General features: G+C 70.9%; 24 protein-coding genes and 1 other RNA gene. 14 read left to right on the top strand and 11 right to left on the bottom strand.

The window, feature by feature from the left end:
• Positions 1–4: 4 nt before the first annotated feature.
• Entirely contained in the window at positions 5–679 is a 675-nt protein-coding gene (gene rpiA, locus FHR97_RS07130; protein ID WP_183383079.1) for a ribose-5-phosphate isomerase RpiA, read from the bottom strand.
• A 154-nt stretch (positions 680–833) separates the two neighbouring features.
• Between rpiA and ilvA the strand changes: the two genes are divergently transcribed.
• Positions 834–2,348, top strand: a complete 1,515-nt coding sequence (gene ilvA, locus FHR97_RS07125; protein WP_183383078.1) for a threonine ammonia-lyase, biosynthetic — start codon at positions 834–836, stop codon at positions 2,346–2,348.
• 357 nt (positions 2,349–2,705) lie between these two features.
• Here ilvA and FHR97_RS07120 read toward each other — a convergent pair whose 3' ends face one another.
• The 3 genes from FHR97_RS07120 to FHR97_RS07110 all read right to left on the bottom strand — a co-directional run bounded on the left by FHR97_RS07120 (position 2,706) and on the right by FHR97_RS07110 (position 3,876).
• Positions 2,706–3,338, bottom strand: coding sequence for a 5-formyltetrahydrofolate cyclo-ligase (locus tag FHR97_RS07120; protein ID WP_183383077.1), 633 nt, complete (start codon positions 3,336–3,338; stop codon positions 2,706–2,708).
• 8 nt (positions 3,339–3,346) lie between these two features.
• Positions 3,347–3,531, bottom strand: a non-coding RNA gene (gene ssrS / locus FHR97_RS07115) — 6S RNA.
• Positions 3,532–3,576: 45 nt separating this feature from the next.
• Complete coding sequence (locus tag FHR97_RS07110; RefSeq protein ID WP_183383076.1) at positions 3,577–3,876, bottom strand: cell division protein ZapA; 300 nt, start codon at positions 3,874–3,876, stop codon at positions 3,577–3,579.
• Positions 3,877–4,032: 156 nt separating this feature from the next.
• Here FHR97_RS07110 and FHR97_RS07105 point away from each other — a divergent pair, with 156 nt between their 5' ends.
• The 4 genes from FHR97_RS07105 (at position 4,033) to FHR97_RS07090 (ending at position 8,541) form a co-directional block, all read left to right on the top strand.
• The gene (locus tag FHR97_RS07105; RefSeq protein ID WP_183383075.1) at positions 4,033–4,614 is read left to right on the top strand and encodes a UPF0149 family protein; all 582 of its coding nucleotides are present in this window, start codon (positions 4,033–4,035) and stop codon (positions 4,612–4,614) included.
• Positions 4,615–4,664: 50 nt separating this feature from the next.
• On the top strand, positions 4,665–6,002 hold the full coding sequence (locus tag FHR97_RS07100) for an aminopeptidase P N-terminal domain-containing protein (protein WP_183383074.1): 1,338 nt from the start codon (positions 4,665–4,667) through the stop codon (positions 6,000–6,002).
• 65 nt (positions 6,003–6,067) lie between these two features.
• On the top strand, positions 6,068–7,291 hold the full coding sequence (ubiH, locus tag FHR97_RS07095) for a 2-octaprenyl-6-methoxyphenyl hydroxylase (RefSeq protein WP_183383073.1): 1,224 nt from the start codon (positions 6,068–6,070) through the stop codon (positions 7,289–7,291).
• On the top strand, positions 7,288–8,541 hold the full coding sequence (locus FHR97_RS07090; protein WP_183383072.1) for a UbiH/UbiF/VisC/COQ6 family ubiquinone biosynthesis hydroxylase: 1,254 nt from the start codon (positions 7,288–7,290) through the stop codon (positions 8,539–8,541). The genes ubiH and FHR97_RS07090 overlap by 4 nt, the downstream gene beginning before the upstream one ends.
• A gap of 78 nt (positions 8,542–8,619) precedes the next feature.
• Here the strand turns inward: FHR97_RS07090 and FHR97_RS07085 are convergent, their stop codons facing one another.
• The 3 genes from FHR97_RS07085 to gpmI form a co-directional block, all read right to left on the bottom strand.
• Positions 8,620–9,942 carry a S41 family peptidase gene (locus tag FHR97_RS07085; protein ID WP_183383071.1) on the bottom strand — a complete coding sequence of 441 codons (1,323 nt, stop codon included), beginning with the start codon at positions 9,940–9,942 and terminating at the stop codon, positions 8,620–8,622.
• 72 nt (positions 9,943–10,014) lie between these two features.
• Positions 10,015–11,166: a peptidoglycan DD-metalloendopeptidase family protein gene (locus tag FHR97_RS07080; protein WP_183383070.1), complete on the bottom strand. Its 1,152-nt coding sequence runs from the start codon at positions 11,164–11,166 to the stop codon at positions 10,015–10,017.
• 5 nt (positions 11,167–11,171) lie between these two features.
• Positions 11,172–12,746: a 2,3-bisphosphoglycerate-independent phosphoglycerate mutase gene (gene gpmI / locus FHR97_RS07075; RefSeq protein WP_183383069.1), complete on the bottom strand. Its 1,575-nt coding sequence runs from the start codon at positions 12,744–12,746 to the stop codon at positions 11,172–11,174.
• Between the two features lie 204 nt (positions 12,747–12,950).
• Here gpmI and FHR97_RS07070 point away from each other — a divergent pair, with 204 nt between their 5' ends.
• The 8 genes from FHR97_RS07070 (at position 12,951) to ruvX (ending at position 18,878) form a co-directional block, all read left to right on the top strand.
• The gene (locus FHR97_RS07070) at positions 12,951–13,373 is read left to right on the top strand and encodes a rhodanese-like domain-containing protein (protein ID WP_183383068.1); all 423 of its coding nucleotides are present in this window, start codon (positions 12,951–12,953) and stop codon (positions 13,371–13,373) included.
• Positions 13,374–13,418: 45 nt separating this feature from the next.
• Positions 13,419–13,934, top strand: a complete 516-nt coding sequence (gene secB, locus FHR97_RS07065; protein WP_183383067.1) for a protein-export chaperone SecB — start codon at positions 13,419–13,421, stop codon at positions 13,932–13,934.
• Between the two features lie 10 nt (positions 13,935–13,944).
• Positions 13,945–14,670, top strand: a complete 726-nt coding sequence (locus FHR97_RS07060) for a 16S rRNA (uracil(1498)-N(3))-methyltransferase (protein WP_183383066.1) — start codon at positions 13,945–13,947, stop codon at positions 14,668–14,670.
• 208 nt (positions 14,671–14,878) lie between these two features.
• The gene (locus tag FHR97_RS07055) at positions 14,879–15,595 is read left to right on the top strand and encodes a CvfB family protein (RefSeq protein WP_425486071.1); all 717 of its coding nucleotides are present in this window, start codon (positions 14,879–14,881) and stop codon (positions 15,593–15,595) included.
• 196 nt (positions 15,596–15,791) lie between these two features.
• Positions 15,792–16,763, top strand: coding sequence for a glutathione synthase (gene gshB / locus FHR97_RS07050; protein WP_183383065.1), 972 nt, complete (start codon positions 15,792–15,794; stop codon positions 16,761–16,763).
• 16 nt (positions 16,764–16,779) lie between these two features.
• Positions 16,780–17,703 (top strand): TonB family protein, encoded by a 924-nt coding sequence (locus tag FHR97_RS07045; RefSeq protein WP_183383064.1) that lies wholly within the window; start codon positions 16,780–16,782, stop codon positions 17,701–17,703.
• A 17-nt stretch (positions 17,704–17,720) separates the two neighbouring features.
• On the top strand, positions 17,721–18,278 hold the full coding sequence (locus tag FHR97_RS07040) for a YqgE/AlgH family protein (protein WP_183383063.1): 558 nt from the start codon (positions 17,721–17,723) through the stop codon (positions 18,276–18,278).
• A 159-nt stretch (positions 18,279–18,437) separates the two neighbouring features.
• The gene (gene ruvX / locus FHR97_RS07035) at positions 18,438–18,878 is read left to right on the top strand and encodes a Holliday junction resolvase RuvX (RefSeq protein ID WP_221187716.1); all 441 of its coding nucleotides are present in this window, start codon (positions 18,438–18,440) and stop codon (positions 18,876–18,878) included.
• 84 nt (positions 18,879–18,962) lie between these two features.
• Here the strand turns inward: ruvX and FHR97_RS07030 are convergent, their stop codons facing one another.
• Positions 18,963–19,991 (bottom strand): aspartate carbamoyltransferase, encoded by a 1,029-nt coding sequence (locus FHR97_RS07030; protein ID WP_183383062.1) that lies wholly within the window; start codon positions 19,989–19,991, stop codon positions 18,963–18,965.
• Between the two features lie 144 nt (positions 19,992–20,135).
• Positions 20,136–21,899, bottom strand: coding sequence for a SulP family inorganic anion transporter (locus FHR97_RS07025; RefSeq protein WP_183383061.1), 1,764 nt, complete (start codon positions 21,897–21,899; stop codon positions 20,136–20,138).
• Between the two features lie 109 nt (positions 21,900–22,008).
• Between FHR97_RS07025 and FHR97_RS07020 the strand changes: the two genes are divergently transcribed.
• Complete coding sequence (locus tag FHR97_RS07020; protein WP_183383060.1) at positions 22,009–22,845, top strand: LysR family transcriptional regulator; 837 nt, start codon at positions 22,009–22,011, stop codon at positions 22,843–22,845.
• 148 nt (positions 22,846–22,993) lie between these two features.
• Here FHR97_RS07020 and FHR97_RS07015 read toward each other — a convergent pair whose 3' ends face one another.
• Positions 22,994–23,830: an IclR family transcriptional regulator domain-containing protein gene (locus FHR97_RS07015; RefSeq protein WP_183383059.1), complete on the bottom strand. Its 837-nt coding sequence runs from the start codon at positions 23,828–23,830 to the stop codon at positions 22,994–22,996.
• Positions 23,831–24,105: 275 nt separating this feature from the next.
• Positions 24,106–25,452, bottom strand: a complete 1,347-nt coding sequence (locus tag FHR97_RS07010) for a uracil-xanthine permease family protein (RefSeq protein WP_183383058.1) — start codon at positions 25,450–25,452, stop codon at positions 24,106–24,108.
• Between the last annotated feature and the right edge of the window lies 1 nt (position 25,453).

Below are 25,453 nucleotides of genomic sequence, written 5' to 3'. Positions count from 1 at the left end.
GCGCTTACTGCGGCGTGCGGCGCTCGACACCCTGATCGGTGCCGAGCAGCAGCACGTCGGCGCCGCGAGCGGCGAACAATCCATTGGTCACCACCCCGGCGATGGCATTGAGGCGGGCCTCCATGGCCACCGGGTCGTCGATCATGAACTCGAAGCAGTCGAGGATCTGGTTGCCGTTGTCGGTGACCACGCCCTCGCGGTAGACCGGGTCGGCGCCCAGCTTGACCAGTTCCCGGGCGACGTAGGAGCGCGCCATGGGGATCACCTCCAGCGGCAGCGGGAAGTCGCCCAGCCGTTCGACCAGCTTGGAGGCATCGGCGATGCACACGAAGCGCTCGGCGCAGGCGGCGACGACCTTCTCCCGGGTGAGGGCCGCGCCGCCGCCCTTGATCATCTGCAAGTGAGCGTTCACTTCGTCGGCACCGTCGACATAGACGGGGAGGGTGCCGGTCTCGTTGAGTTCGAAGACGTCGATGCCCTGGCCACGCAGGCGCTCGGCGCTGGCCTCGGAGCTGGCCACGGCGCCGCGGAAGTCGCCGCGCAGGCTGGCCAGCTTGTCGATGAAGCGGTTGGCGGTGGAGCCGGTGCCGATGCCGATGACGACGTGGCGTCCGAGAAGGGGGCGGATCTCGTCGAGGGCGGCGGCCGCCACGGCGTCCTTGAGTTCGTCCTGGGTCATGTCCTGCTCGCTGTTGGTGGGTGGCGAATGCCGCGCCATTATAGGCCATGGCGCGGCCCCGTGCTGGACGCCACGGTGGCCGGAATGCTACCAATAGGGGTTCCCTTCGTGCCGCGTCAGCGGCCCTCTCGCGTCACCCCATTGGGATATCAGGATGCTCGAAGCCACCGTCAAGAAGATTCTCCAGGCCCGGGTCTATGAGGCTGCCCGGGAAACGCCGATCTCCCCGGCCCCCTTCCTCTCTCGCCGATTCAACAACCAGATCCTGATCAAGCGCGAGGACCTGCAGCCGGTCCACTCCTTCAAGATTCGCGGCGCCTACAACAAGATGAGCCAGCTCAGCGACGAGCAGAAGGCCAAGGGCGTGATCGCCGCCTCGGCGGGCAACCATGCCCAGGGCCTGGCCATGGCCGCCAAGCAGATGGGCGTCAAGGCGGTCATCGTCATGCCGCGCATCACCCCCGAGATCAAGGTGGCCGCCGTGCGCGCCCGGGGTGCCAAGGTGGTGCTCAAGGGCGATGCCTTCGCCGAGGCCGCCGCCCATGCCCAGGAACTGATCGCCGAGCACGGCTATACCTATATCCCGCCCTTCGACGATATCGACGTCATCGCCGGGCAAGGCACCATCGCCGTGGAGATCCTGCGCCAGCACGCCGGCCGCCTGGATGCCATCTTCGTGCCGGTGGGCGGCGGCGGCCTGATCGCCGGCGTGGCCGCCTACGTCAAGTACCTGCGCCCCGAGATCAAGGTGATCGGCGTGGAGTCGGAGGACAGCGCCTGCCTCAAGGCGGCCCTGGACAGCGGCGAGCGAGTGATCCTCGACCAGGTCGGGGTCTTCGCCGAGGGCGTCGCCGTGGCCCAGATCGGCGAGGCGCCCTTCGCGGTCATGCGCGACCTGGTGGATGACGTCATCACCGTCAACACCGACGAGATGTGCGCGGCGGTCAAGGACATCTTCGAGGAGACCCGGGCGGTCTCCGAGACCTCCGGTGCCCTGTCGCTGGCCGGCCTCAAGAAGTACATCCAGCAGACCGGCGTGTCGGGCGAGACCCTGATCTGCATCAACTCCGGGGCCAACACCAACTTCGACCGCCTGCAGCACATCGCCGAGCGCACCGAACTCGGCGAGCAGCGCGAGGCGATCCTGGCGGTGACCATCCCCGAGAAGCCGGGCAGCTTCAAGAAGTTCTGCCGCACCATCGGCAAGCGCATGGTCACCGAGTTCAACTATCGCTATGCCGATCCCGCCCAGGCGCACATCTTCGTCGGCGTCCAGGTCAAGCCCGGCGGGGAGGATCGCCAGGCGGTGATCGACAAGCTGCGCGAGGCCGGCTACCCGGTGGAGGACCTCACCGACAACGAGCTGGCCAAGCTGCATATCCGCCACCTGGGGGGCGGGCGGCCCCAGGAGCGTTTCGACGAGGAGGTCTATCGCTTCGAGTTCCCCGAGCGTCCCGGTGCGCTGATGAACTTCCTCACCCACCTGCCCCAGGACTGGAACATCTCGCTGTTCCACTACCGCAACCACGGTGCCGCCTATGGGCGAGTACTGGTGGGCATGCAGGTGCCCAACGGCGACCGCACCCATGTCGAGGAATACTTCGACGACATCGGCTATCGCTACTGGAAGGAATCCGACAACCCCGCCTATCGCCTGTTCATGGCCTGAGGCGAGCCGGGGTGAGCGCTGACATACCCAGGGCGGCGGGCCATGCCTGGCATGATTTGTCTCATGCGTCGAGCATGACGGTTGTCATGTCCAGGGCCTTTCGCTAGGCTTCCGTCGTCGACAGGCGACGACGGTGTCGCCTGATTGCGACCCGAACATCATGGTGGCCGAAGGGAGTCGATGGATGAAGCGCAAGCCCGATCTTGTCACGACGCTGGTATTGATCTTCGGGATCGGGGTGGTGGCGACCGGCTACGCCCAGGCGCTGGCCGGCAACTGAGCCCCGGGCCTGGATGACGAAAGGCGGCCGATGCCCTGCATCGGCCGCCTTTTGCGTTGCCGGGGAATGGCGCCGACTCAGGGCCGCAGGATGCGGGTATCGCTGACGATGGCGTCCAGCGGCACGTCCCAGGGGGCCACGGGCAGCCGTGCGACGCGCTGGCAGTCGTGGGCCAGGCCGATCAGCCTCGGGCGGGGGCCGGGGCGGCGGGTGAAGGCCAGGGTGCGGTCGTAGAAGCCCCCGCCCATGCCGATGCGCTGGCCGTGGTCGTCGAAGCCCACCAGCGGCAACAGGATCAGGTCGAGGGTCCAGGGCGCCCGGCGGCGTGCCCGGTGGGCGCCATGGCGGGTGCAGGGCTCGGGGATGCCGAAGCGGTTGGTCACCATGGGCGTGCCGCGATGGTAGTGGACGAACCACAGGGAATTATGGGTGAGCGGCCGGAGCACCGGCAGGTAGACGCGGGCGTTGCGGGCGTGCAGCCAGCGCATCAGCGGGGTGGGGTCGATCTCGCCGTCGTTGGGCAGGTAGAGGGCCACGCGCTTGGCATGACGGACTTCCGGCAGCCGGCGCAGGCGCTGGCACAGCCGGGCGGCGGCCTCGCGTTGCTGCGTGGCGGTCAGGGCACGGCGACGATGCCTGAGGTCGCGGCGCAGGTGGCGGCGGGCGTCGTCTCGTGTCACGGGTGCGGCGATATCCTGCATGTCGGTCATGTCGGATGAGGTTCCCCAGAGTGCCGCTGTCGTTCTGGCCCTTGAACCCAGCGGTTCAAGGTGGGTGGCCGCAGCCGAACCGTCAGGCTTTCCGTCGCACGGACATGCACACGGGCTCGGCTAGCATTTGGCCCCCTGGGTATTGCTCATAGGCTCGAGGGACTATAACGACTGGCGCACACCCCAGGGAACGTCTCTATCCTAGCAGAGCCGCGGAGCGGGCCAAAGTGAAGAATCCTCAGCGATCGGGGGCATCGGCCAGGGCGCGCTCCAGGCGCTGGGTGAGTTCGCTCAGGCTGTGCTCGCCGGCGCGGCGCTCGTCCAGGGCCTCGAGGAGCTCGTGGGTGATGTTCAGGGCGGCCATGATGGCGATCTTCTCCCGGTCGACCACCTTGCCCTGGGCATGGATGCCCTGCATGGCGCGATCCAGGTAGCGGGCGGCGCGCTCCAGCTTGTCCTGCTCCTCGGGGGGGCAGGCGATGACATACTGGCGCTCCAGCAGGCTGATCTCGGTGGTGGGCCGCGAGGCGTCGGTCATGGGGTCTCCGGCGGGGGCCGCGACACGCGCCCTTGCGGGTGCGCGCCATGGGGCCCCGATGCGTTAACATCGTGGGCATCACGAATATCGAGTCACTATAAGAGAGCCGTTTGCAGGCGGTCAACGCGCCGCGCGGCTCCAGCACGGACGGTTTCCATGTCACTGATCAACGAACGCCAGGATTTTTCCGATATCGCCGACACCTTCCTGCTGCACGGCAGCATGCAGTCGCCGGCCTTCCTCGATGGTCGCCTGTGCGCCTCCCTGGCGCTGCACGACCTCAGCGCCGAGGCCTGGCTGGAGGCGGTCTGCCTCAGCCTGGGGGTCGAACAGCCGCGGGACGAGGCCGCCGCCGAGCGCCTGCTGGGCTGGCGGCGCCAGACCCTGGAAGCGCTGGCCGGCAGCGAGCTCAACTTCGAGCCGCTGCTGCCGGACGAGCTGTTCTCGCTGGCCGAGCGAGCCCGGGGCCTCAAGGAATGGACCCAGGGCTTCCTCGAGGTGATCCAGGATGCCGGCGAGGCCACGCGTCAGGAGTGGTCCGAAGCGCTGCGGGAGGCCATCGACGATCTCCAGGGGCTCTCCGCGATCGACACCGATATCGACGACAGCGCCGAGAACGAGAACGACCTCTTCGCCCTGACCGAGCACGCCCGCATGGCGGCCATGCTGCTCTACACCGAGCAGCACCCCGGCCAGCCCCAGGTGGAGCAGGCGGACGACCCCGGCCCCCAGCACTGAGGCCCGTGTCGCCCCGCCCTGCCACCGTCCATGTCCATCGAGGAGCCGCCATGCCCGCCGATCCCCTGCCCCGCCCCGCCCCCATCGGCCTCGAGGAGTTCCGAGAGCGCCGTTGCCGCCTGATGGCCCAGCTGCCGCCGGAGGCCGCCGTGTTGCTGCCGGGGGCCTCGCTGGTGACGCGTTCCCGGGACAGCGAATTCGCCTTTCGCCAGGACAGCGACTTCCACTACCTGACCGGCTTTCCCGAGCCCGACGCCCTGCTGCTGCTGTTGCCCGGCCGGGAAGCCGGCGAGAGCGTGCTGTTCTGCCAGGATCGGGATCCCGAGATGGAGGCCTGGACCGGCCGGCGTCTCGGCGCCCGGGGGGCCGAGCGCCACCACGGCATCGACCAGGCCTTCGAGAACGCCGAACGCGACACGCGCCTGACCGAGCTGCTGGATGGTCGCGCCACCCTCTACCTGCCGCTGGACGACGGCAAGGCCCTGCGCCTCGCCGAGCGGATTCGCGGCAGCCTGCTGGCCGGGGCGCGTCGCGGGGCGCGGGCCCCGCTGTCCTTCGCCGACATCGCCGGAGCCATTCACGAGCTGCGCCTGGTCAAGAGCGCCGCCGAACTGGCGCTGATGCGCCATGCCGGCGAGATCACCGCCCTCGCCCACCGTCGCGCCATGGGCGCGGCCCGCGCCGGCCGCGCCGAGTACCAGCTGCAGGCGGACCTCGAGCACGAGTTCCGCTGGCAGGGCGGCAGCGGCCCGGCCTATGCCAGCATCGTCGCTGGCGGCGCCAATGCCCGTGTGCTGCACTACATCGAGAATCGCGAGCCCCTGCGGGGCGGGGAGCTGGTGCTGATCGATGCCGGTGCCGAGTTCGATCTCTATGCCGGCGATGTGACCCGCACCCTCCCGGTCGACGGGCGATTCGATGCGGCCCAGCGCGCCCTCTACGAGGTGGTGCTGGAGGCTCAGGAGCGCGCCATCGCGGCCGTGGGTCCGGGCGCCACCCTGGTCGGCATCCATCGCGGGGTGGTGCGGGACCTCACGGCGGGGCTGCTGCGCCTGGGGCTGCTGGAGGGCGAGCTGGAGGCCTGCCTCGAGGCCGATGCCTGCCGCCGCTTCTACCCTCACGCCACCTCCCATTGGCTGGGGCTCGATGTCCACGACGTGGGCAGCTACCGGCTGGACGGCGAGCCCCGCCCCCTGGTGCCCGGCATGGTGCTGACCATCGAGCCGGGGCTCTACGTGCCCGAGGACGAGGACCTGCCCGAGCCCTACCGTGGCCTCGGCATCCGCATCGAGGACGACGTGGCGGTGACGCCCGACGGGCATGAGGTGCTCAGCGACGCGGCCCCCAAGCGGGTGGTCGATATCGAAGCCCTGATGGCGAAAGAATGACCAGCTGACCGATCGGTCGAGCTGTCTTTATGTAATGTACGTTACGGAATAATGGAGGGTGTCGCATGAGCGAGTCGGCCGGGGGCGAGGCCCCGCGTCGCGTGGATATCGCCATCATCGGCGGCGGGCTGGTCGGGGCCAGCCTGGGCTGTGCCCTGGCGCCGCTGATCCGGCGGCTGGGCCTGACGGTGGCGGTGATCGAGGCCGCTCTCCTGCCGGCGGAGCTGGACGCCCCCTGGCAGCCGAGCTTCGATGCCCGCGCCAGCGCCATCGCCCAGGGCTCGGTGCGCCACTTCGCCGAGTTGGGGCTGTGGTCGGCGATGGCCGAGCAGGCCGCGCCCATCCGCTGCATCCATGTCAGCGAGCAGGGACGACTCGGGGCGACCCGCCTGCGCGCCGAGGAACTGGGCGGCGAGGCGCTCGGCCAGGTGGTTCCCAATGCCTGGCTGGGGCGCGTGCTGCACCGCCGCCTCGGCGAGTTGCCCCTGGCCTGGCATTGCCCGGCCCGGGTCGAGGCGATCCGGCCGGTGGCCGGTGGCCATCTTCTGGGCCTGTCCGACGGCGCCTGGCTCGAGGCCGGCCTGACGGTGCTCGCCGACGGTGGCCGGTCGGGGCTCAAGGAACGGCTCGGCATCGAGAGCCGGGAGCGTCCCTACGACCAGGTTGCCCTGATCGCCGGCGTGGAGGTCGACCGTCCCCATGGCGGCATGGCCTTCGAACGCTTCACCAAGGCCGGCCCCATCGCCCTGCTGCCCCTCAAGGGGCAGGCCATGGAGCTGGTCTGGACCCACGCGGCCGGCCGCGAGCGGCCCCGACTGGCGCTGGAGGACGGCGACTTCCTGGCCCAGTTGCAGGCGGCCTTCGGCGACCGGGCCGGCCGCTTCCGCCGGGTGGGCCGCCGGCACGCCTATCCGCTCTCGCTGGTCACCGCCCGGGAGACGACCCGACCGGGGCTGGCGGTGCTGGGCAACGCCGCCCACGCGCTGCACCCGGTGGCCGGCCAGGGCTTCAACCTGGCGCTGCGCGGGGTCATGGACCTGGTGGCGGCCATCGAGGCCGGTGCGACCCGGGCCGAGGCGCCGGGCAGCCCGGCGATCCTGGCGGACTTCGAGGCCCGGCGTGCCGGCGACCGGCACGGCGTCATCCGCTTCAGCGATGGCCTGGTGCGGCTGTTCGGGCTCGACAGCCCCGCGTTGTCCCATGCGCGTGCCGCGGGCCTGGTGGGGCTCAACCTGGTGGGGCCGCTGCGTCGGATCCTGGCCCGGCGGGCCATGGGGGTGGAACGATGAGCGCTTCACGGCAGGAGGAGGCTCCCGCCATGGCGGGCGAGGTGATCATCGTCGGCGGCGGCATGGTCGGCGCGACCCTGGCCTGCCTGCTCGGCCAGGCGGGCGTGCCGGTGACCCTGCTGGACGCCCGGGAGGGGCCCCTCGATGCCGCGGCGGCGGGGTGCGGCCGGCCCGGGCTGCGGGTCAGCGCCCTGACCCCGGTGTCCCAGCGGCTGCTCGACGGGTTGGGGGCCTGGTCCTGGATGCGCGCGCGCCGTGTCACCCCCTATCGCCACATGCAGGTGTGGGACGCCGAGGGCACCGGCGAGGTGAACTTCTCCGCCGACCAGGCGGGGCTGCCGGTGCTGGGCCATATCGTCGAGAACGACGTGGTGGTGGCGGCCCTGGAGGCCCGCCTGGCCGCGCTGCCGACGGTGCGGCGGCGTTTCGGCGCCCGGGTGACCGGCCTGGCGGCCTCGGACCGCGGGCGTGAGGTGGTGCTGGCCGGCGGCGAGCGGCTGGCCGCGCCGCTGGTGGTGGCCGCCGACGGGGCCCGTTCGCCGCTGCGCGAGCTGGCCGGCATCGAGGTCGAGGCCCATGACACCGGCCACGCGGCGGTGGTCACCACGGTGCGTACCGCCCGTCCCCATGGCGGCGTGGCCCGCCAGGCCTTCCTGGCCGAGGGGCCGCTGGCCTTCCTGCCGCTGACCCTGGACGACGATGCCGGCTATTGCTCCATCGTCTGGTCGACCTCTCCCGAGGAGGCCATGCGGCTGACCGGCCTCTCCGCCGAGGCGCTGGGCCAGGCCCTGGCAACGGCGATCGAGGGACGGCTCGGGGCGGTGACGGTGATCGACCGCGCCCAGGCCGTGCCGCTGACTCAGCGGCATGCCCGGCGCTATGTGCTGCCGGGGCTGGCACTGGTGGGGGACGCCGCCCACAGCATCCACCCGCTGGCCGGCCAGGGGGTCAACCTGGGGCTGATGGATGTCGCCGTGCTGGCCGAGGAGCTGCTCGAGGCCCGCCGGCGGGGCGTGGCCCTCGGCAGCGAGGCCTGGCTGGGCCGCTATGCGCGGCGGCGGCGCGGCGACAACGCCGCCATGCTCAAGCTGATGGATGGCTTCCGGCTGCTGTTCGGCGCCCGCCACCCGGCGCTGACCCTGGCCCGCAACCTGGGCCTCGCCGGAGTCGACCGGCTGAGCCCGCTCAAGCGGCTGCTGATGCAGCAGGCCACCGGCCGCCGTGGTCGCCTGCCGGCCTCCTGCCGCTGATCGGAGGTCGGGTAAGCGAGCCTGCGAGCGCCCCCGACGATGCTTGCCGAAGGCAGCCCTCGGCCGACGGGGGCCCCGTCACTCGGCCGGCTCGCGAGCCTCGGTCACCGGGGCATCCCGCTGGCGCAGCACGTTGAGGGCCTTGAGCAGGTTGAGGGCCTCGCCGAGCTGGTAGTCGTCGCGCAGCCGGGCGCTGAGCTCGTCGCGTGCGTCGCCTTCGCCGTTGCCGGTCAGGTGGCCCTCGAGGTCGGCCTCGCGCACCCGCATGCCATTGCCCTCGGCGATCTCCAGGCGGCCGCGGACCACCTCCACATCCGGGACGATCCCCTGGGCCTGGATCGAGCGGCCGTCGGGCGTGAAGTAGAGCGCGGTGGTCAGCTTCAGGGCCTCGCCGTCACCCAGCGGCATGATCTGCTGCACCGAGCCCTTGCCGAAGCTCTCGGTGCCCATGACCACGCCCCGCCGCTGGTCCTGGAGGGCACCGGCGACGATCTCCGCCGCCGAGGCGCTGCCGCCATTGATCAGCACCACCAGGGGCACCGTGGGCGCAGCGGTCTGGGAACCGGCGGAGAAGCGCATCGCGCTGTCCGCGAGGCGCCCCTCGGTGTAGACGATCAGGCCGCTGTCGAGGAAGGCATCGGCCACGTCCACGGCGGCCTGGAGCACGCCGCCGGGGTTATTGCGCAGGTCCAGCACCAGGCCCTCCAACGGGGCGTCCTCGGCCAGCGCCTCGAGGGCCTCGAGGACCTGCTCGCCGGTGCGGGACTGGAACTGGCTGATGCGCAGGTAGCCGTAGCCGGGCGCCAGGCGTTCGTGGCGCACGCTCTGGGTGCGGATGATCTCGCGTTCGATCTCGACGCTGCGGGGCGCATCCTCGCCCTGGCGCATGATGGTCATGCGGAGGGTGGTGCCCGGCTCGCCGCGCATCAGCTCCACGGCCTCCTGCAGCGACAGCCCCTCGGTGGGAGTGTCGTCGATGCGCAGGATCATGTCCTGGGCCTGGAGGCCGGCCCGGGAGGCCGGGGTGTCGTCGATGGGGGTGATCACGGTCAGCTGGCCGTCACGCTTGCCCACCTCGATGCCCACGCCGCCGAACTCGCCCTCGGTGGATTCCCTCAGGCTCTGGTAGGCCTCCGCATCCAGGTAGGTGGAGTGGGGGTCCAGCTCGCTGAGCATGCCGCGGGTGGCGTTGCGCAGCAGGGTCGCATCGTCGACCTCCTCCACATAGGCCCGCTTGATGCGTTCGAAGACCTCGGCGAAGGACTGGATCTCGGCCACCGGGAGGTCGTCCTCGGGGGCCGCGACGGCGGGAAGTGACAGGGACAGCAGGGCGACGACGGGGACCAGCGCCGAACTCAGGCGCCGCAGCGGGGCGGTCAGCCCGGCGGGACGTAAGGGCATGCAGTCTCTCGCAGTTCCGGTATGGGGGCGTCCAGCATAGCGTGGCCGCGTCCGGCAATGGAATAGCGGAGCTCAGCGCCGGGCGACCCAGCCACCGGGATCGATGGGCTCCCCGTTGCGGCGCACCTCGAAGTAGAGGCCGGGGGCGGACTGGCCACCCGAGGCCCCCACCGCGCCCAGGGCGTCGCCCCGGGACACCGCCTGGCCCACCTGGACGGCGAAGTGCTGGAGATGGGCATGCAGGGTCATGACCCGGTCGCCGTGGTCGACGATCAGCAGGTTGCCGAAGCCGCGCATCCAGTCGGCGAACACCACCCGGCCGGCGTGCACCGCCGTCACCGGCGAGCCCTCGGCGGCCCGGATCAGCAGGCCGTTGCGATGCACGCCGCGGCCCCCGCCGAAGCCGGAGACCACCTCGCCCTGCACCGGCCAGGGCAGCTCGCCCCGGGTGGCGGCGATGGCCGTCGACGGTGGCGGTTGCTGCAGCCTTGCCAGGCGCTCCTGCACCTGGCGCAGCACGCGCTCGGCGTGGGCCCGGTCCTGGTCGAGGGCCGCCAGGCGAGACTCCTCGGAGGCGTAGCGCTCTTCGAGCTCGGCCACCAGGGCCTCGCGCTCGTCCATGCGCGAGGCCAGCTCGGCGCTGCGCCGCTCCAGTTCGCCGGCCAGGGCCTCGAGCCGCTTGGCGCGGGCGTCCAGGGCTCGGCGGTTGTCGGCCAGCGCCGCCTCCAGCCGGGCGATCTCGTCCAGCCGCGCATGGCGGGCCTCGGCGAGGCGGTTGAGGTAGGTCTGCAGGCGGTCCAGCCGGGCCGGGTCGTCCTGGTTGAGCAGCAGCTTGAGCTGGGGGGTGAGGCCCAGCCGGTAGAGGGCGTCGAGCTGGTCGCCGAGGGCGGCCAGCTGGTCGTCGTGCTCCGCCTGGAGCGCCTCGCGGCGCGCCTCCAGGTCCGCGATCTCGCGGTCGAGGCTGCGCCGCTCGGCCTGCAGGGTATCCAGCTGGCGATGGGTCTCGGCCAGGGCGGTCTCGACCTCGCGCAGCGCCTCGCTGGCCGCGTCGCGGGCGCGGCCGGTGGCGGAGAGGTCCTCCGTCACCGCCTGGATGCGCTCGCCGATGGCATCGAGCCGGGCCCGGGCCTCCTGCTCCCCGGGCGGTGCGGCCAGGGCCGGGGCCAGGCCCAGCCACAGCAGCAGGGGCAGCAGGCGGGCGGCTCCGACGGGGGGGCGTGACACCGCCCTCACGCGTCGTCGAGCAGCACCCGGCCCGTCATCTCCTCGGGGACCGGCTGGTTCATCAGGGTCAGCAGGGTGGGGGCGAGATCGCACAGCCGGCCGTCGTCGTGCAGCCGGACGGGGCGGGGCCCGACATAGATCAGCGGCACGTCGAAGGTGGTGTGGGCGGTCTGGGCGGCACCGGTCTCGGGATGGACCATCTGCTCGGCGTTGCCGTGATCGGCGGTGATCAGGCAGGCGCCGCCGGCCGTCTCGATGGCCTCGACGACGCGGCCGACGCAGGCGTCCACGGCCTCGATGGCCGCCACGGCGGCAGCGAAGTCGCCGGTATGGCCGACCATGTCGCCGTTGGCGTAGTTGCAGACGATCAGGTCGTGGGCGCCGGACGCGATGGCCTCCACCAGGCGGTCGGTGACCTCCACGGCGCTCATCTCGGGCTTCTCGTCGTAGGTCTTCACGTCCTGGGGCGAGGGCACCAGGATGCGGGTCTCGCCCCGGTACTCCGCCTCGCGACCACCGGAGAAGAAGAAGGTCACGTGGGCGTACTTCTCGGTCTCGGCGATGCGCAGCTGGGTGAGGCCGCGCTGCTCCATTACCTCGCCCAGGGTGTTGGGCAGGTCGGCCGGCGGGAAGGCGGCCGGCGCGGGGATGTCGGCGGCGTACTGGGTCATGGTCACCAGGCTGCCGCCGGCGAGCCGCGGCCGTGCCCGACGCGCGAAGCCGGCGAAGTCGTCCTCGACGAAGGCGCGGGTCAGTTCCCGGGCGCGGTCGGCGCGGAAGTTCATGAACAGCACCGCGTCGCCGTCCTCGACCGCCACCGGCCGGCCGTCGACGGTCACCGCGGTGGCGCCGACGAACTCGTCGGTCTCGTCACGGGCATAGGCCTCCTGCAGGCCCTGCTCGGCGCTGCCGGCGGTGTACTCGCCCTCGCCCTCGGTGATCAGCCGGTAGGCCTTCTCCACCCGGTCCCAGCGGTTGTCGCGGTCCATGGCATAGTAGCGGCCGATGATCGAGGCCACGCAGCCGTTGCCCTCGCCGACCAGCTCGGCGAGGCGGGCGTTGGTGCGCTCCAGGGAGGCCAGGGCGCTCTTGGGCGCGGTGTCGCGGCCGTCGAGGAAGCCATGCACATAGATGCGCCGGGCGCCGCGGCGGGCGGCCAGCTCGGCCATGGCCAGGATATGGTCCTCGTGGCTGTGCACGCCGCCCGGCGACAGCAGGCCCATCAGGTGCACGGCCTTGTCGGCGCTGGCGGCGGCATCGAGGGCGTCGGTGAGGATCGCGTTGCGCTCCAGGTCGCCGTCCTCGATGGCCTTGGTGATGCGGGTGAAGTCCTGGTAGACGATGCGCCCGGCGCCGAGGTTCATGTGACCGACCTCCGAGTTGCCCATCTGGCCGTCGGGCAGGCCCACGTAACGCCCATCGGTATGCACCAGGGCGTGGGGCTGCTGCTCCCACAGCCGGTCCATCACCGGGGTCCGGGCCGCCAGGATCGCGTTGTCGGTGGCGTCGGGGTTGTAGCCGTAGCCATCGAGGATGATCAGTGCCACCGGGCGGGGCGTCGGGGTCGAAGCGTCGGTCATGGGGTAAGGGCCTCTTGTTGGGCGCGACGGCGCGACGGCCGTCACGGGGTCGCGACTTGCATCAGCTTGCGGCATCATATCGCACGGCCCCACCGGGCGTCATTTTGGCCGTCCGCGAAGGCCGTGGGCTTCATGTATACTGGCCGCCCGTCGGCGGTCGCCGGCCCCGTTCACCGTGCACCCGAAAAAGAGTTACCCCAAGCCATGATCGATCAGCTGTTCGAATTCGTGCAGAACCATCCGCTGCTGGTGGGCGCCTTCCTGCTGGTGCTGGTTGCCTGGATCCTCTACGAGGTCCGCAACAGCACCGCCAGCGGCGTGTCCGCCAGCGAGGCCACCCAGCTGGTCAATCGCGAGGATGCCGTGGTGCTCGATATCCGCGAGTCCGGCGACTTCAAGGCCGGCCATATCGCCGGCGCCCGCAACATACCCCAGAGCCGGCTCGACGAGCGCATGCGCGAACTCGACAAGTTCAAGAGCAAGCCGATCATCGTGGTCTGCAAGCACGGCCAGAGTTCCGGCGCCGCCCTGGCCAAGCTGACCAAGGCCGGCTTCGAGCGCGTCTTCAAGCTCCGGGGCGGCATGACCCAGTGGCAGGCCGACAGCCTGCCGGTGGTCAAGAAGTAACCGCGGCCTCCACTTTCTCATCATCGACCCAAAGGACCCTTTCCCATGGCGGAAGACAACAACCAGAGCGGCGGCGCCAACGGCCAGGCCGCCGGCCAGCAGGACAAGCCCCAGGTGCAGTTCGCCCTGCAGCGCATCTATGTCAAGGACCTCTCCTTCGAGGCGCCGAACTCCCCCGCGGTGTTCCAGCAGCCGTTCAAGCCGAAGGTCGGCCTGGACCTGAACACCACTCACCAGAAGGTCGGCGAGGAGCTCTACGAGGTGGTGATCAAGGTCACCGCCCAGGTGACCCACAGCGAGGAAGGCACCACCTCCTTCCTGGCCGAGATCGAGCAGGCCGGCCTGTTCCGCATCGGCGGCATCGAGGGCGCGCAGCTGGACCACACCCTGGGCGCCTTCTGCCCCAACGTGCTGTTCCCCTATGCCCGCGAGTGCATCGACAACCTGGTCAACCGTGGCGGCTTCCCGCCGCTGATGCTGGCGCCGGTGAACTTCGAGGCGATCTACGCCCAGAAGAAGCAGCGCGAGGCCCAGCAGCAGGGCGAGCAGGCCACCCAGTAAGCGCCCGCCCATGAAGGCTCCACGCATTTACGTCGCCGCCGCGCTTGACGCCGGCGGCGACGTCGTCCTGCCGGAAGGCGCCGCCCGCCACGTCGCGCGGGTGCTGCGCCTGGGCGAGGGCGCGCCCCTGGTGCTGTTCGACGGCGCCGGCGTGGAGGCCGAGGCGGTGCTGGTCGAGGCCGGCCGCAAGCGGGTGGTGGCCCGGGTCGAGGCGCTCCACGCCGGCCGCGGCGAGTCGCCGCTGGCGGTGCACCTCGGCCAGGCGATCTCCAAGGGCGATCGCATGGATTACGCCATCCAGAAGGCCGTGGAACTGGGCGTGGCCGAGATCACCCCGCTCCATACCGAGCACGGCGACGTGCGCCTCAAGGGCGAGCGTGAGGCGAGGAAGCTCGCCCACTGGCAGGCGGTGGCCACCAGCGCCTGCGAGCAGTGCGGCCGGGCCACCGTCCCGCCGGTGCACCCGCCCATGGCCCTCGCCGACTGGCTGGCCGGGCGCGACGAGGCGCTGCGCCTGGTGCTGCACCCCGGCACCCCCGGCGTGCTCGATCGCCAGGCGGCGACCGCCTCGGCGGCGCTGCTGATCGGCCCCGAGGGCGGCCTTTCCCCGGCCGAGGTGGAGGCCGCCGGCGCCACCGGCTTCGCGGCCCTCTCCCTCGGCCCGCGCATCCTGCGTACCGAGACCGCCCCGGTGGTCGCGCTGAGCCTGCTGCAGTATCGTTTCGGCGACCTCTGAGAGGGTGTTTACAAACGACTGCGCTCGACCATGCTGCGTTGAAATTAGCCTCAAAATGCTCATTTACAATTCGTAAACTCCGCTTTTTCGGCTGATTTCGCCTTGCCTGGCCGTCGCTCGTCACATTTGGAAATCCCCTCTGATCCGCTTTTCCCGCCCAGGGCCCGCGCCCATAATGGCGGGACACTCTCTCCGGGACCCGCCCCCTATGTCCGACTTCCGTGATCGCCGCGCCGGCACGCCCCGCCGGGAACCCATGCGCCGCGCCCGTGAGCCCAAGGCGCGCATCGGCGAGGTCGCCTACCTGCCGGTGGTGACGGTCAACGACACCGGCGCCTTCCTCGACTGGGGCCACGCCCGGGACCTGCTGCTGCCCTACGGCGAGCAGCGCTTCCGCCCCACGGTGGGCAAGCGGGTGCTGGTGATGATCCGCGAGGACGACCGTGGCCGGCCCTTTGCCTCCCAGCGGCTCGACCGCTACCTGTCCGATCATGCCGAGGGGCTCGCCGCCGGCACCGCCGTGGAGCTGGTCATCGCCGAGCAGACCGACCTGGGCTACAAGGCGGTGGTGGACGGCCGCTTCTGGGGGCTGCTCTACCGCGACGACGTGACTCGGCCGCTGCGCCGCGGCCAGCGCCTGAAAGGCCACGTGAAGCGGGTGCGCGAGGACGGCCGGCTGGACCTGTCGCTGCTGCCGCCGGGGCCGGCGCGCCTCGACGTGGTGGGCGAGGCGGTGCTCAAGGCGCTGCGCGAGAGCGGCGGCTACCTGCCGCTCTCCGACGCCAGCCCGGCCGCCGAGATCAAGGCCCGCCTCGGGGTCAGCAAGAACGCCTTCAAGCAGGCCATCGGCCGGCTCTACAAGCAGCGCGTGATCACCATCGAGGCCGGCGGCATCCGCTTCGCCCCCGGTGGCGACCAGGGCTGAGCAGCATCTTCGAACCGGAGCTTGTCCGGCGACAGACCGGCGAGGGGGCGCTGTGGCCCCCTCTTCGACATGTCCCCGGTGCTTCTCGCCATGCTGATGCCCGCAGGGCCGATCGCCTTGGAGTCCGCTGCGGCCCTGCGGCATACTGCAGGCCTCCATTCCTTGCCGAGCATGCCCGGCGCAGACGAGTAGACCGATGAGCGAACGCCCCCTCAGGGTCGGTGTGGTGATGGACCCCATCGCCGACCTCAGCTACAAGAAGGACTCCAGCCTGGCCATGCTGTGGGCCGCCCAGGATCGGGGCTGGTCGCTGTACTACATGGAGCTGGAGGATCTCTTCCTGCGCGATGGCCGGGCCCATGCCCGCCTCAGCGCACTGGAGGTGTTCCGCGACCCCGAGCGCTGGTTCGCGCTGGGCGAGGCCACGCCGCGCCCGCTGGCCGAGCTCGACGTCATCCTGATGCGCAAGGACCCGCCGGTGGACGGTCACTTCCTGAATGCCGTGCACCTGCTGGGCTTCGCCGAGCGCGAGGGCGTGCTGGTGGTCAATCCGACCCGCGCGCTGCTGGAGTGCAACGAGAAGCTCTTCGCCCAGCAGTTCCCCCAGTGCTGTGCCCCGACCCTGGTCTCCTGCCGAGAGGCCGAGCTGCGGGCCTTCCACGCCGAGCATGGCGACGTCATCCTCAAGCCGCTGGACGGCATGGGCGGCAGCGGCATCTTCCACGTCCTCCCCGACGGCCGCAACCTGGGGGCGATCATCGAGACCCTCACCGAGCGGGGCAGCCGGCAGATCATGGCCCAGCGCTACCTGCCGGAGATCAAGGCCGGCGACACCCGCATCCTGCTGGTGGACGGCGAGCCGGTGCCCTATGGCCTGGCCCGGGTGCCCATGGCCGGCGAGACCCGCGGCAACCTGGCGGCCGGCGGCCAGGGGGTCAGCCGCGAGCTGACCGACCGCGACCACTGGCTGATCGAGCAGGTACAGCCGATGATCCGCGAGAAGGGCCTGATGTTCGTCGGCCTCGACGTCATCGGCGACTACATCACCGAGATCAACGTCACCAGCCCCACCTGCGTACGCGAGATCGACGACCAGCGCGACACCGATATCGCCGGGCTGTTGATGAATGCCGTCGAACATCGCCTCGCCGAGCGCGCTCGGGGCTGACCGGAGGCAAGCCGCCATGGCAGCGCCCGTCAGCGACCCCATCCGCTATGCGCCGGTCACCCGCCCCCACCGGCGCTGGCTGGCGGTGTCGGTGTCGCTGCTGCTGCACCTGGCGATCATCGGCGTGGTGGCGAGCCGCCAGTTCGCGCCGTCGCCGCCGGAGCGCACCAGCCTCGACGTGGTGCTGGTGAGCCGCGCCACCGACGCCCCGGTGGCGGCCGAGGCGCTGGCCGAGGCCGCCCAGCGGGCCGCCGGCGAGGTCGCGGAGTCGCCCCCGGCGGAGGCCCGGGCCGCGCCGATGGAGACCCTGCCCGACCGCCAGGCGGCGGAACGGGCCGTGGATCCCGCCACCCCGGCCGAGGCCGAGACCCCGAGCCGTCAGGCCGACCAGGCGGCTCCCGAGGAGACCGCGCCTCCCGCCGCCGAGCGGCCCAGCGAGGACCGGGTCACCCCCGACCCGCGGGAGAGTGCCCCCCGGCCCGCCGAGACCCCCGCCACGCCGTCGGCCACGGCGCCCTCCGCCTCTGGCCGCGACCTGCTGGCCCAGGCGACCTCCAGCATCCGCGAGCAGGGCCTGTCCGCCGACCATGCCGGGGACGCCGCCGGTCGGCCGCGACCGGCCGCCCAGCAGGCCGCCGAGGCCCGCTACATCGACGATTGGACCCGGCGGGTGGAGGACTACGGCAACCGCGTGCACCCCGCCCCCCGCGAACTCGACGGCCAGCTGCGGATTCGCGTGGTGATCGGTCGTGACGGTCAGGTTCGCCGGGCAGAGGTGATACAATCCTCGGGACATGCCGAGCTCGACCAGGCGGCGCTGGATACCGTCCATGGCGCCGCGCCCTATCGTCCCTTCGATGCGGGCATGGGCGACCTGGACAGCCTGTCCATCACCCGTGTCTGGCGGTTCGGCGAAGGCCACCACTACGGCGTGCACTAGCTCCGCCGGGGAGTCCCATGCAAAGCTTGAAAAACCACTTCCTGATGGCGATGCCGCACCTGGAAGACCCCAATTTCGCCGGCACCCTCAGCTATCTCTGCGACCACGACGACAACGGCACCATGGGCGTGATCGTCAATCGGCCCCTGGAGCTGACCCTGGACGCCCTGTTCGAGCAGCTCGAGCTGGAGAGCGCTGGCAGTCCGCACCTCAACGCGCCCGTCTACTACGGCGGCCCGGTGCACAAGGACCGCGGCTTCATCCTCCACCGCGGCGACAGCGAGGCCTGGGACTCCAGCCTCCAGGTGGCCGATGACATCGCCCTGACCACCTCCCTGGACATCCTCCAGGCGCTGGCCGCCGGGCGCGGCCCCGAGCGGTTCCTGGTCTGTCTCGGCTGCGCCGGCTGGGAGTCCGGCCAGCTCGAGACCGAGCTCAAGGACAACGCCTGGCTGACCGTGGAGGGGCGTCCCGACATCCTCTTCGACGTGCCGCCGGAGCAGCGCCTGGGCGCCAGCGCCAACCTGCTGGGGATCGACCTGAACCTGATGACCCGCGAGGCAGGACATAGCTGACATGTCGGGAACGGCCTGCGCTCGCCCATGCGGCGTTGCCCGGCGACTCGCCATGCTCATTGAGCCCCGCGTCGACTCCGCTGGCTCGTCGCCGGGCGCCTTGCCTGGGCTTCGCTCGGCGCGTTCGCGGGCAGGGTGCCGCGTCGGGGAGTGGTGCCGATGAATGGCCAGCGCCTGATCCTGGGCTTCGACTTCGGTACCCGGCGCATCGGCGTGGCGGTGGGCAACGAACTGACCCGCAGCGCCCGTGCCCTGGAGCCGCTCCCCGCCCGCGACGGCATCCCCGACTGGGAGTGGGTGGCGAGGCTGGTGGACGAGTGGCGGCCGGACCTCTTCGTGGTCGGCCTGCCGCTCAACATGGACGGCAGCGAGAGCGTGATGAGCACCCGGGCGCGCAAGTTCGGCAAGCGGCTGTTCGGCCGCTACGGCATCCCCTGCGAGATGGCCGACGAGCGCGGCTCCACCCGCGAGGCCAAGGCCATCGCCCGGGACGCCGGGCACCGCGGCAACTACCGCGACGACGGCGTCGACGGCCTGGCCGCGGCGCTGATCCTCGAGGCCTGGCTGGCCCGGGCCGAGGGACTGCCGCCGCGTCCCTGAACCCGCCCTTCCCCTGAACGGAACGGGCCGGCGGATCGCCGGCCCGATTCCCTCCTTCCTGCGGGCTCGCCCTTCTGGCGCCGCTCAGTCCCGGGCGTCGTCCACGCCGACGGTCGCCGGCACGAACCAGCGCACGTCGCGCAGGTCCTGTTCGACCTGGTCCTCCACCTGCAGCAGGGTGGCGAAGATCGCCATGCGTACCGGGATGCCGTTGTCGGTCTGGCGGAAGATCGCCAGGCGCGGGTCGCCGTTGAGGTCGACGTCGAGGTCGTTGGCGTCGGCGCGGCTGTCGCGCGGCAGGGGGTGCATGACGATGGTGTGGTCGCTGCAGCGGCCGTCGAGAAAGGCCTTGTCCACGGTGTAGTCCCGGGACAGGCTGAAGCCCTCGCTCATCTCGGCGGTGAAGCGCTCCTTCTGGATGCGGGTGGTGTAGACCACGTCGACATCGGCGAAGTCGCTGGCCAGGCTCTCGCGGGTCTCGACGCGATGGCCGCGGGAGGCGACCAGGTCGATCAGGTGGCGCGGCATCTCCAGGCCCGGCGGCGAGACCAGGGTCAGGCGCATCGGCGCATAGAGCGACAGCAGCTTGATCAGCGAGTGCACGGTGCGCCCGTACTTGAGGTCGCCGGTGAGCAGGACATGGGCCCCGGCCAGCGTCTTGCCGCGCCGGATGAATTCCTTGTCGATGGTGTAGAGGTCGAGCAGCGCCTGGCTGGGGTGCTCGCCGGGGCCGTCGCCGCCGTTGATCACCGGCACGTTGGTGGCCTTGGCGAACTCGGCCACCGAGCCCTGCTCCGGGTGGCGCATCACGATGGCGTCGCAGTAGCCGCTCATCACCCGGCTGGTGTCGTAGAGCGACTCGCCCTTGGCCATGGACGAGAAGGTGAAGCCGGTGGTGTCGCAGACGCTGCCGCCCAGCCGGCAGAAGGCCGCGTGGAAGCTGACCCGGGTGCGGGTGCTGGCCTCGAAGAAGAGGTTGCCGAGCACCGCCCCCTCCAGTACCCGGGTGACCTTGCGGCGTTGAGCGATTGGCTCCATGCGCGCCGCCACGCGCATCAGGTGATCGACAGCGTCTCGGGACAGGGAATCGACGGAGAGCAGGTGAGAACTCATGCGCGGGCCTCGGCTGGCGGCTGGTGGACGGCCGCTAGTGTACCTCCCGTGGCCGCCGGCTTCAGCCTCTCGCGCGGGTGTCGCCACCTCGAGCCGTCCCCGGCGCCCCTCGTGGGCTCGTCTCGCTCGGGCAGGCCCCGTGGCTTACCCCTGTCGCGCCAGGATGTCTTCCTCCGGAGGCATCGGGCCGCACTCGGTGAAGATCCGCTTGTGGCAGCTACGGCAGATTTCCGGATCCAGGCTCGGAGTGGTGGCGCCGATCGCCGCCTCAGGCGTCTCGAAGACGCGCTGCTCGCCGAGGCGGGCCAGATCGCCGCGGTGGCGCAACTCGTCCAGCACCGTGCCCTTGAGCGAGCTGATCATCAGCTCGCCGCCCTGGTCGCGCAGGCGCCGGGCTTCCTGGAGCAGCATCTCGATGCCGGCGGTGTCGATGAAGTTGATGCCCTTGCCGATGATCAGCACTCGGGTGCCCGGCGCGGCGCTGAGCGCCCTGAGGCGGCGCTGCACGTGGTCGGTGGCACCGAAGAACAGCGAGCCGTCGATGCGCAGGATCTTCAGCTGGGGGCACTGGGCGAGGTCGTAGCGCGCGACGTTGCGGATGTGTCGGCGCGGGTGGTCCTGGCGGGGCGCCACCTCCATGACGGTCGGGCGCGAGGTGCGCTTGAGGTAGAGCACCAGCGACAGCAGCACGCCGATGTAGATGGCGAATTCCAGCGCGACCAGCAGGGTGGCGGCGACGGTCGCCGCCAGGATCATCGCCTCGTGGCGGCTGGCGCGCACCAGGTGGGCGATATGGTGAGCGTCGATCAGGTTCCAGGCGATCAGCAGGATGCCGCCTGCCATGGCGGGCAGCGGCAGGTAGGCGGTGATGCCCGGGGCCAGCACCAGGATCAGCGCCAGCAGGGCGGCGGCGAACACCGAGGCCAGCGGGGTGCGGGCGCCGGCGTCGTAGTTGGCACCGGAGCGGGTGAAGGAGCCGGAACTGGCGTAGCAGGAGAAGAAGCCGCCGACGATGTTGGACAGCCCCTGGCCGATGAACTCCTGGTTGCCGTCGATCACCTGGCCCGAGCGCAGGGCGATGGCGCGGGCGATCGACACCGCCTCGATCAGCCCCAGCAGGGCGATGGCGAAGGCGCCGGAGGTCAGGGTGCGCAGGCTGTCCGGCGACAGCTCGGGCAGCGACAACGGTGGCAGGGTGCCGGGCAGGGCGCCGACCAGGGCGACCCCGTGGGCCTCGCCGTCCAGCAGCCAGCAGGCCAGGCTGCCGGCGGCCAGGCCCAGCAGCAGGTGCGGCGAGCGGCGATGGATCCGTCTTGTCACCACCGAGGTCACAAGCGAGATCAGGCCGATGGCCAGGGCGTAGGGATTGGTCTCGGGCAGCGTCTGCACCAGGGCCGCCAGCTCCATCAGGAAGCCCTGGCCGTCGATGGAGACGCCGAGCAGGTGCTTCATCTGGCTGGTGACGATCAGGATCGCCGCCCCCGTCGTGAAGCCGATGACCACCGTGTGGGAGATGAAGCTCACCAGGCTGCCCAGCCGCAGCAGCCCCATCGCCAGCTGGATGACGCCGACCAGCAGGGTGACGGTCAGGGCGGCGGCGAGGTATTCCGAGGGCGTCAACGCGCCCAGGCTGCCGACCACGCTGGCCAGCACGATGGACAGCGCGGCGGTGGGGCCGGAGATCATGTGCCAGGAACTGCCGAACAGCGCGGCCACGCTGGCGGCGACGATGGCGGAGTAGAGGCCGACTTCCGGCGGCAGGCCGGCGATGAAGGCATAGGCGACCCCCTGGGGCAGCACCAGGATGGCGCCGGTGAGGCCGGCCATCAGGTCGGCGCCGAGCATCCGGCGGTCGAGGGTCCGGCCCCAGCTCAGGAAGGGCAGGCTGCGCGAGAGTCTGGACGCCATGGATGACAACCTCGAGGTGAGCGTGGGGAAGCCAGCCTAGGGAAAACCCGCTATCCTGGAAAACAAAATTTTTTGGCCTTCTTGAACAGAAAAATCGAAGGTGACTGCCATGGATACCCAATTGCTGGAAACCTTTCTCGAGGTCGGCCGGCTGCGTAACTTCGGCAAGGCCGCGGAGAGCCTCTGCGTGTCACCGTCGACCGTCAGCGCGCGCATCCGCCAGCTGGAAGAGCACCTCGGGCTTTCGCTGTTCACCCGTGGCCATCACCGCATCGACCTGACCCCGGCCGGGGAGCGCATGGAGCGCCATGCGCGCTTCATCCTCGGCGCCTGGGAGCGGGCCTTCGAAGACACCGCGCTCAGCGAACGGCACCAGCGGCGCCTGGTGGTGGCCGGGGTCGCCAGCCTCTGGGACATCTTCCTGCAGGACTGGCTCACGAGCATCTACCGGGCCTACCCGACGCTGGGCGTGCGCGCCGAGGAGAGCACGCCGCTGCGGGTGGTCGAGAAGCTGGAGCAGAGCATGATCGATGTGGGCTTCCTCTACGACACGCCGCGGATGCGTGGAGTGGGCGTCGAGGAGGTGGCGACCATCCCCCTGGTGATGGTCTCGACTCACCCCGGCATCGACGCCGAACGGGCGGTCGGCGAGGGCTACATCCGGGTGGAGTGGGGGACGGCCTTCGCCAGCGTCCACGAGAGCCATTTCCCGCAGCGCCTGCTGGCCCGGGGACGGGTCAACAGCGGGCGGATCGCCCTGAACCTGCTGCTCGAGTGCGGCGGGGCGGCCTACCTGCCGCGGGACATCGTGGCGCCCTGGTGTCGCCGCGAGCGGCTGTTCGTCGTCGAGGAGGCGCCGTTGATCGAGCTCAAGGCTTATGTGGCCTACCACCTGCACGGCGAGCATCGCGAGCTGATCCGCGAATTGTTGAAGCGGCTGCGCTGAGGCGCATCGAGGCCATGCTGGCGAAGCCGGCCAGGGCGAGTCGTGGTATCCGGTAGGGTGTCACGGTCGCGGTGGAGGTCGGTCTCAGCGCAACCGACGTCCGGCCGGGCCCCGCGAGGGCTCCGGCGCGCGGGGCGTCAGGCCCGGCTCAGGCCGGCAGTTCGTCCGCCTGGGGGATGCGGCCGCCCAGGCGGGCGGTGATCTCGCAGGCGGTCTCGCGAACCAGCTCGCCGAGCTCGATCAGGCGGGCCTCGGGGATCCGCGCCACCGGGCCGGAGACGGAGATCGCCGCCAGCGGGACGCCATGCTCGTCGTGGATACAGGCCGCCACGCAGTGCAGGCCGATGGCGTGTTCCTCGCGGTCGCAGGCGTAGCCCTGGCGACGGATCTCGGCCAGGCTCGCATCCAGGGCCGCGGGATCGTGCAGGGTATTGGTGGTGACCCGCGCCAGGCCGCGTTCCTCGAGCACCCGTGCCAGCTCGTCGTCGGGCAGCCAGGCCATCAGGGCCTTGCCCACGCCGGAGGCATGCAGCGGCGCCCGGGAGCCCAGCCGGGTGATCATGCGCATCATCTGCGGCGACTCGCTCTGGGCCAGGAAGACCGCGGTACTGCCATCGCGTACGCCCAGGTTGGCGGTCTCCCCGGTCAGCGCGGTGAGCCGGCGCAGGAAGGGGCGGCTGGTGCCGACGAAGTCCCGGGCCTCGAGGAAGCTGTTGCCGATGCGGAAGGTCTTGACGTCGATCTTCCACACGCCGAGCTCGGTGTCCTGGGTGACATAGCCCTGGCTCTGCAGGGCCTGTAGCAGGCGGTGGGTGGTCGAGGGGGCGAGCTCGGATTGCTCGGCGATCTCGGACAGGGCCAGGCCGCCGGGGCTGCCCGCCAGGCGTTCCAGCAGGTTGAGGCCGCGCACCAGGGACTGGCTATGGCCACCGCTGCTCTTTCCCGATGCCGGGCGTCCCGCCGTTCTGCGCTTGCCTTCACTCACTGCCTGCTCTCCCGCGTCGATGACTCCCAGGCCCCAGCATACCGTGTCACGGGCGAGCTGTCTTGTCTTCGGAAATGGTTTCCATAGCAGGCGTGGCGGGCCTTGTCGCGGCCCTGCCGGGGGTAGTGGATGGCGTCCGGCATCTGCGCCCCCTGCCGGACCTTCGACAAGTGGCGGCGGCTGTGCCGGGGGGCCAGGACCTCGCGGTGATCGAGGCCCTGGCCACCGGCTTCTGACCGCCCCGGGCGGGGCGGTCGGCGAGTGAGTGAGACGCCTCAGACGTCGTCGCGGAAGGCCCGGTCGTGCTTGGGCAGCACCAGGTTGAGGAGGATGGCGCACAGCGCTCCGGGGATCAGGCCGGACTCGATGATCGCCTGGACGTTCTCGGCGAGCCCGGCATAGAGGCCTTCCTGGGCCGGCAGGCCCACCGCCGCCGACAGCGAGACGCCGATGATCACCATGTTGCGCTTGTTGAAGTCGATGTGGGAGAGCATCTTGATGCCGGCGCTGGCGATCATGCCGAACATGATCAGCACCGCCCCGCCCAGCACCGCGTTGGGGATGCTCGAGACCAGCGCGCCGAGCTTGGGCAGCAGGCCGGCCAGCAGCAGGAAGACGCCGCCGATGGCCACCACGAAGCGGCTGACCACGCCGGTCAGGGCCACCATGCCGACGTTCTGGCTGAAGCTGATCTGCGGGAAGGCGTTGAAGATGGCGGCGAAGACGCTGGCCAGGCCGTCGGCCATCACCCCGCCGGAGAGTTCCTTCTCGGTGGGCTCACGGTCCAGGCCGCCGGCCGTGGTACCGACGATGTCGCCGATCGACTCGGCGCAGGTCACCACCGCCAGCAGCACCACCGGCAGGATGGCGGCCAGGTGGAACTCCAGGCCGATGGTCAGCGGCATGGGCAGCGAGACCCAGTCGGCGGCGGCGATCTCGCCGAAGCTCACCAGCCCGAAGGCCACCGCCGAGCCGTAGCCCACCACCAGGCCGACCAGCGGGGCGGTCTCCGACCAGATGCCGCGGCCGAACTGGTGCAGACCCAGGGTGACGATCAGCACCAGCGCGGCCAGCACCAGATTGTGGGTGGCGCCGAAGTCCTCGGCGCCGAAGCCGCCGCCGGCATAGGCGAAGCCCACCGGCATCAGCAGGGTGCCGAGCATGATCACGAAGGTGCCGGTGACCACCGGCGGGAAGAGGAAGCGCACCCAGGGCAGGAAGAGCCCCACCAGGGCCATGGCGATCCCGCCGCACAGCGCCGCGCCCAGCGCCGCCGGCAGGCCCATGCCCACGGCGATGGGAATCAGCACCGGCACGAAGCCGAAGCTGGTGCCCATGACGATGGGCAGGCGCGCCCCGATCGGCCCCAGGCCGAGGGACTGCACCAGGGTGGCGACCCCGGCCACGAACATCGCGGCCTGGATCATGAAGGCCGTCTGGTCCGCCGGCAGGTCGGCGGCCCCGGCGATGATGATGGGCACGGTGACGTTGCCCACGAACATCGCCAGCACGTGCTGCAGTCCCAGCGGGATGGCCCGGCCGAGCGGCGGCATGGCATTGACGTCGTGGGTGGAGCGCACCTTCGGCGAGGCGGCCTCGGTGGTGGTGTCGGTCGTCGACATG

Origin of the sequence: Halomonas stenophila, assembly GCF_014192275.1 — a bacterium.
Taxonomy (GTDB): Bacteria; Pseudomonadota; Gammaproteobacteria; order Pseudomonadales; family Halomonadaceae; genus Halomonas; species Halomonas stenophila.
Note: the sequence above shows the minus strand (reverse complement) of the source record. Positions and strands in the feature narration are given on the sequence as shown.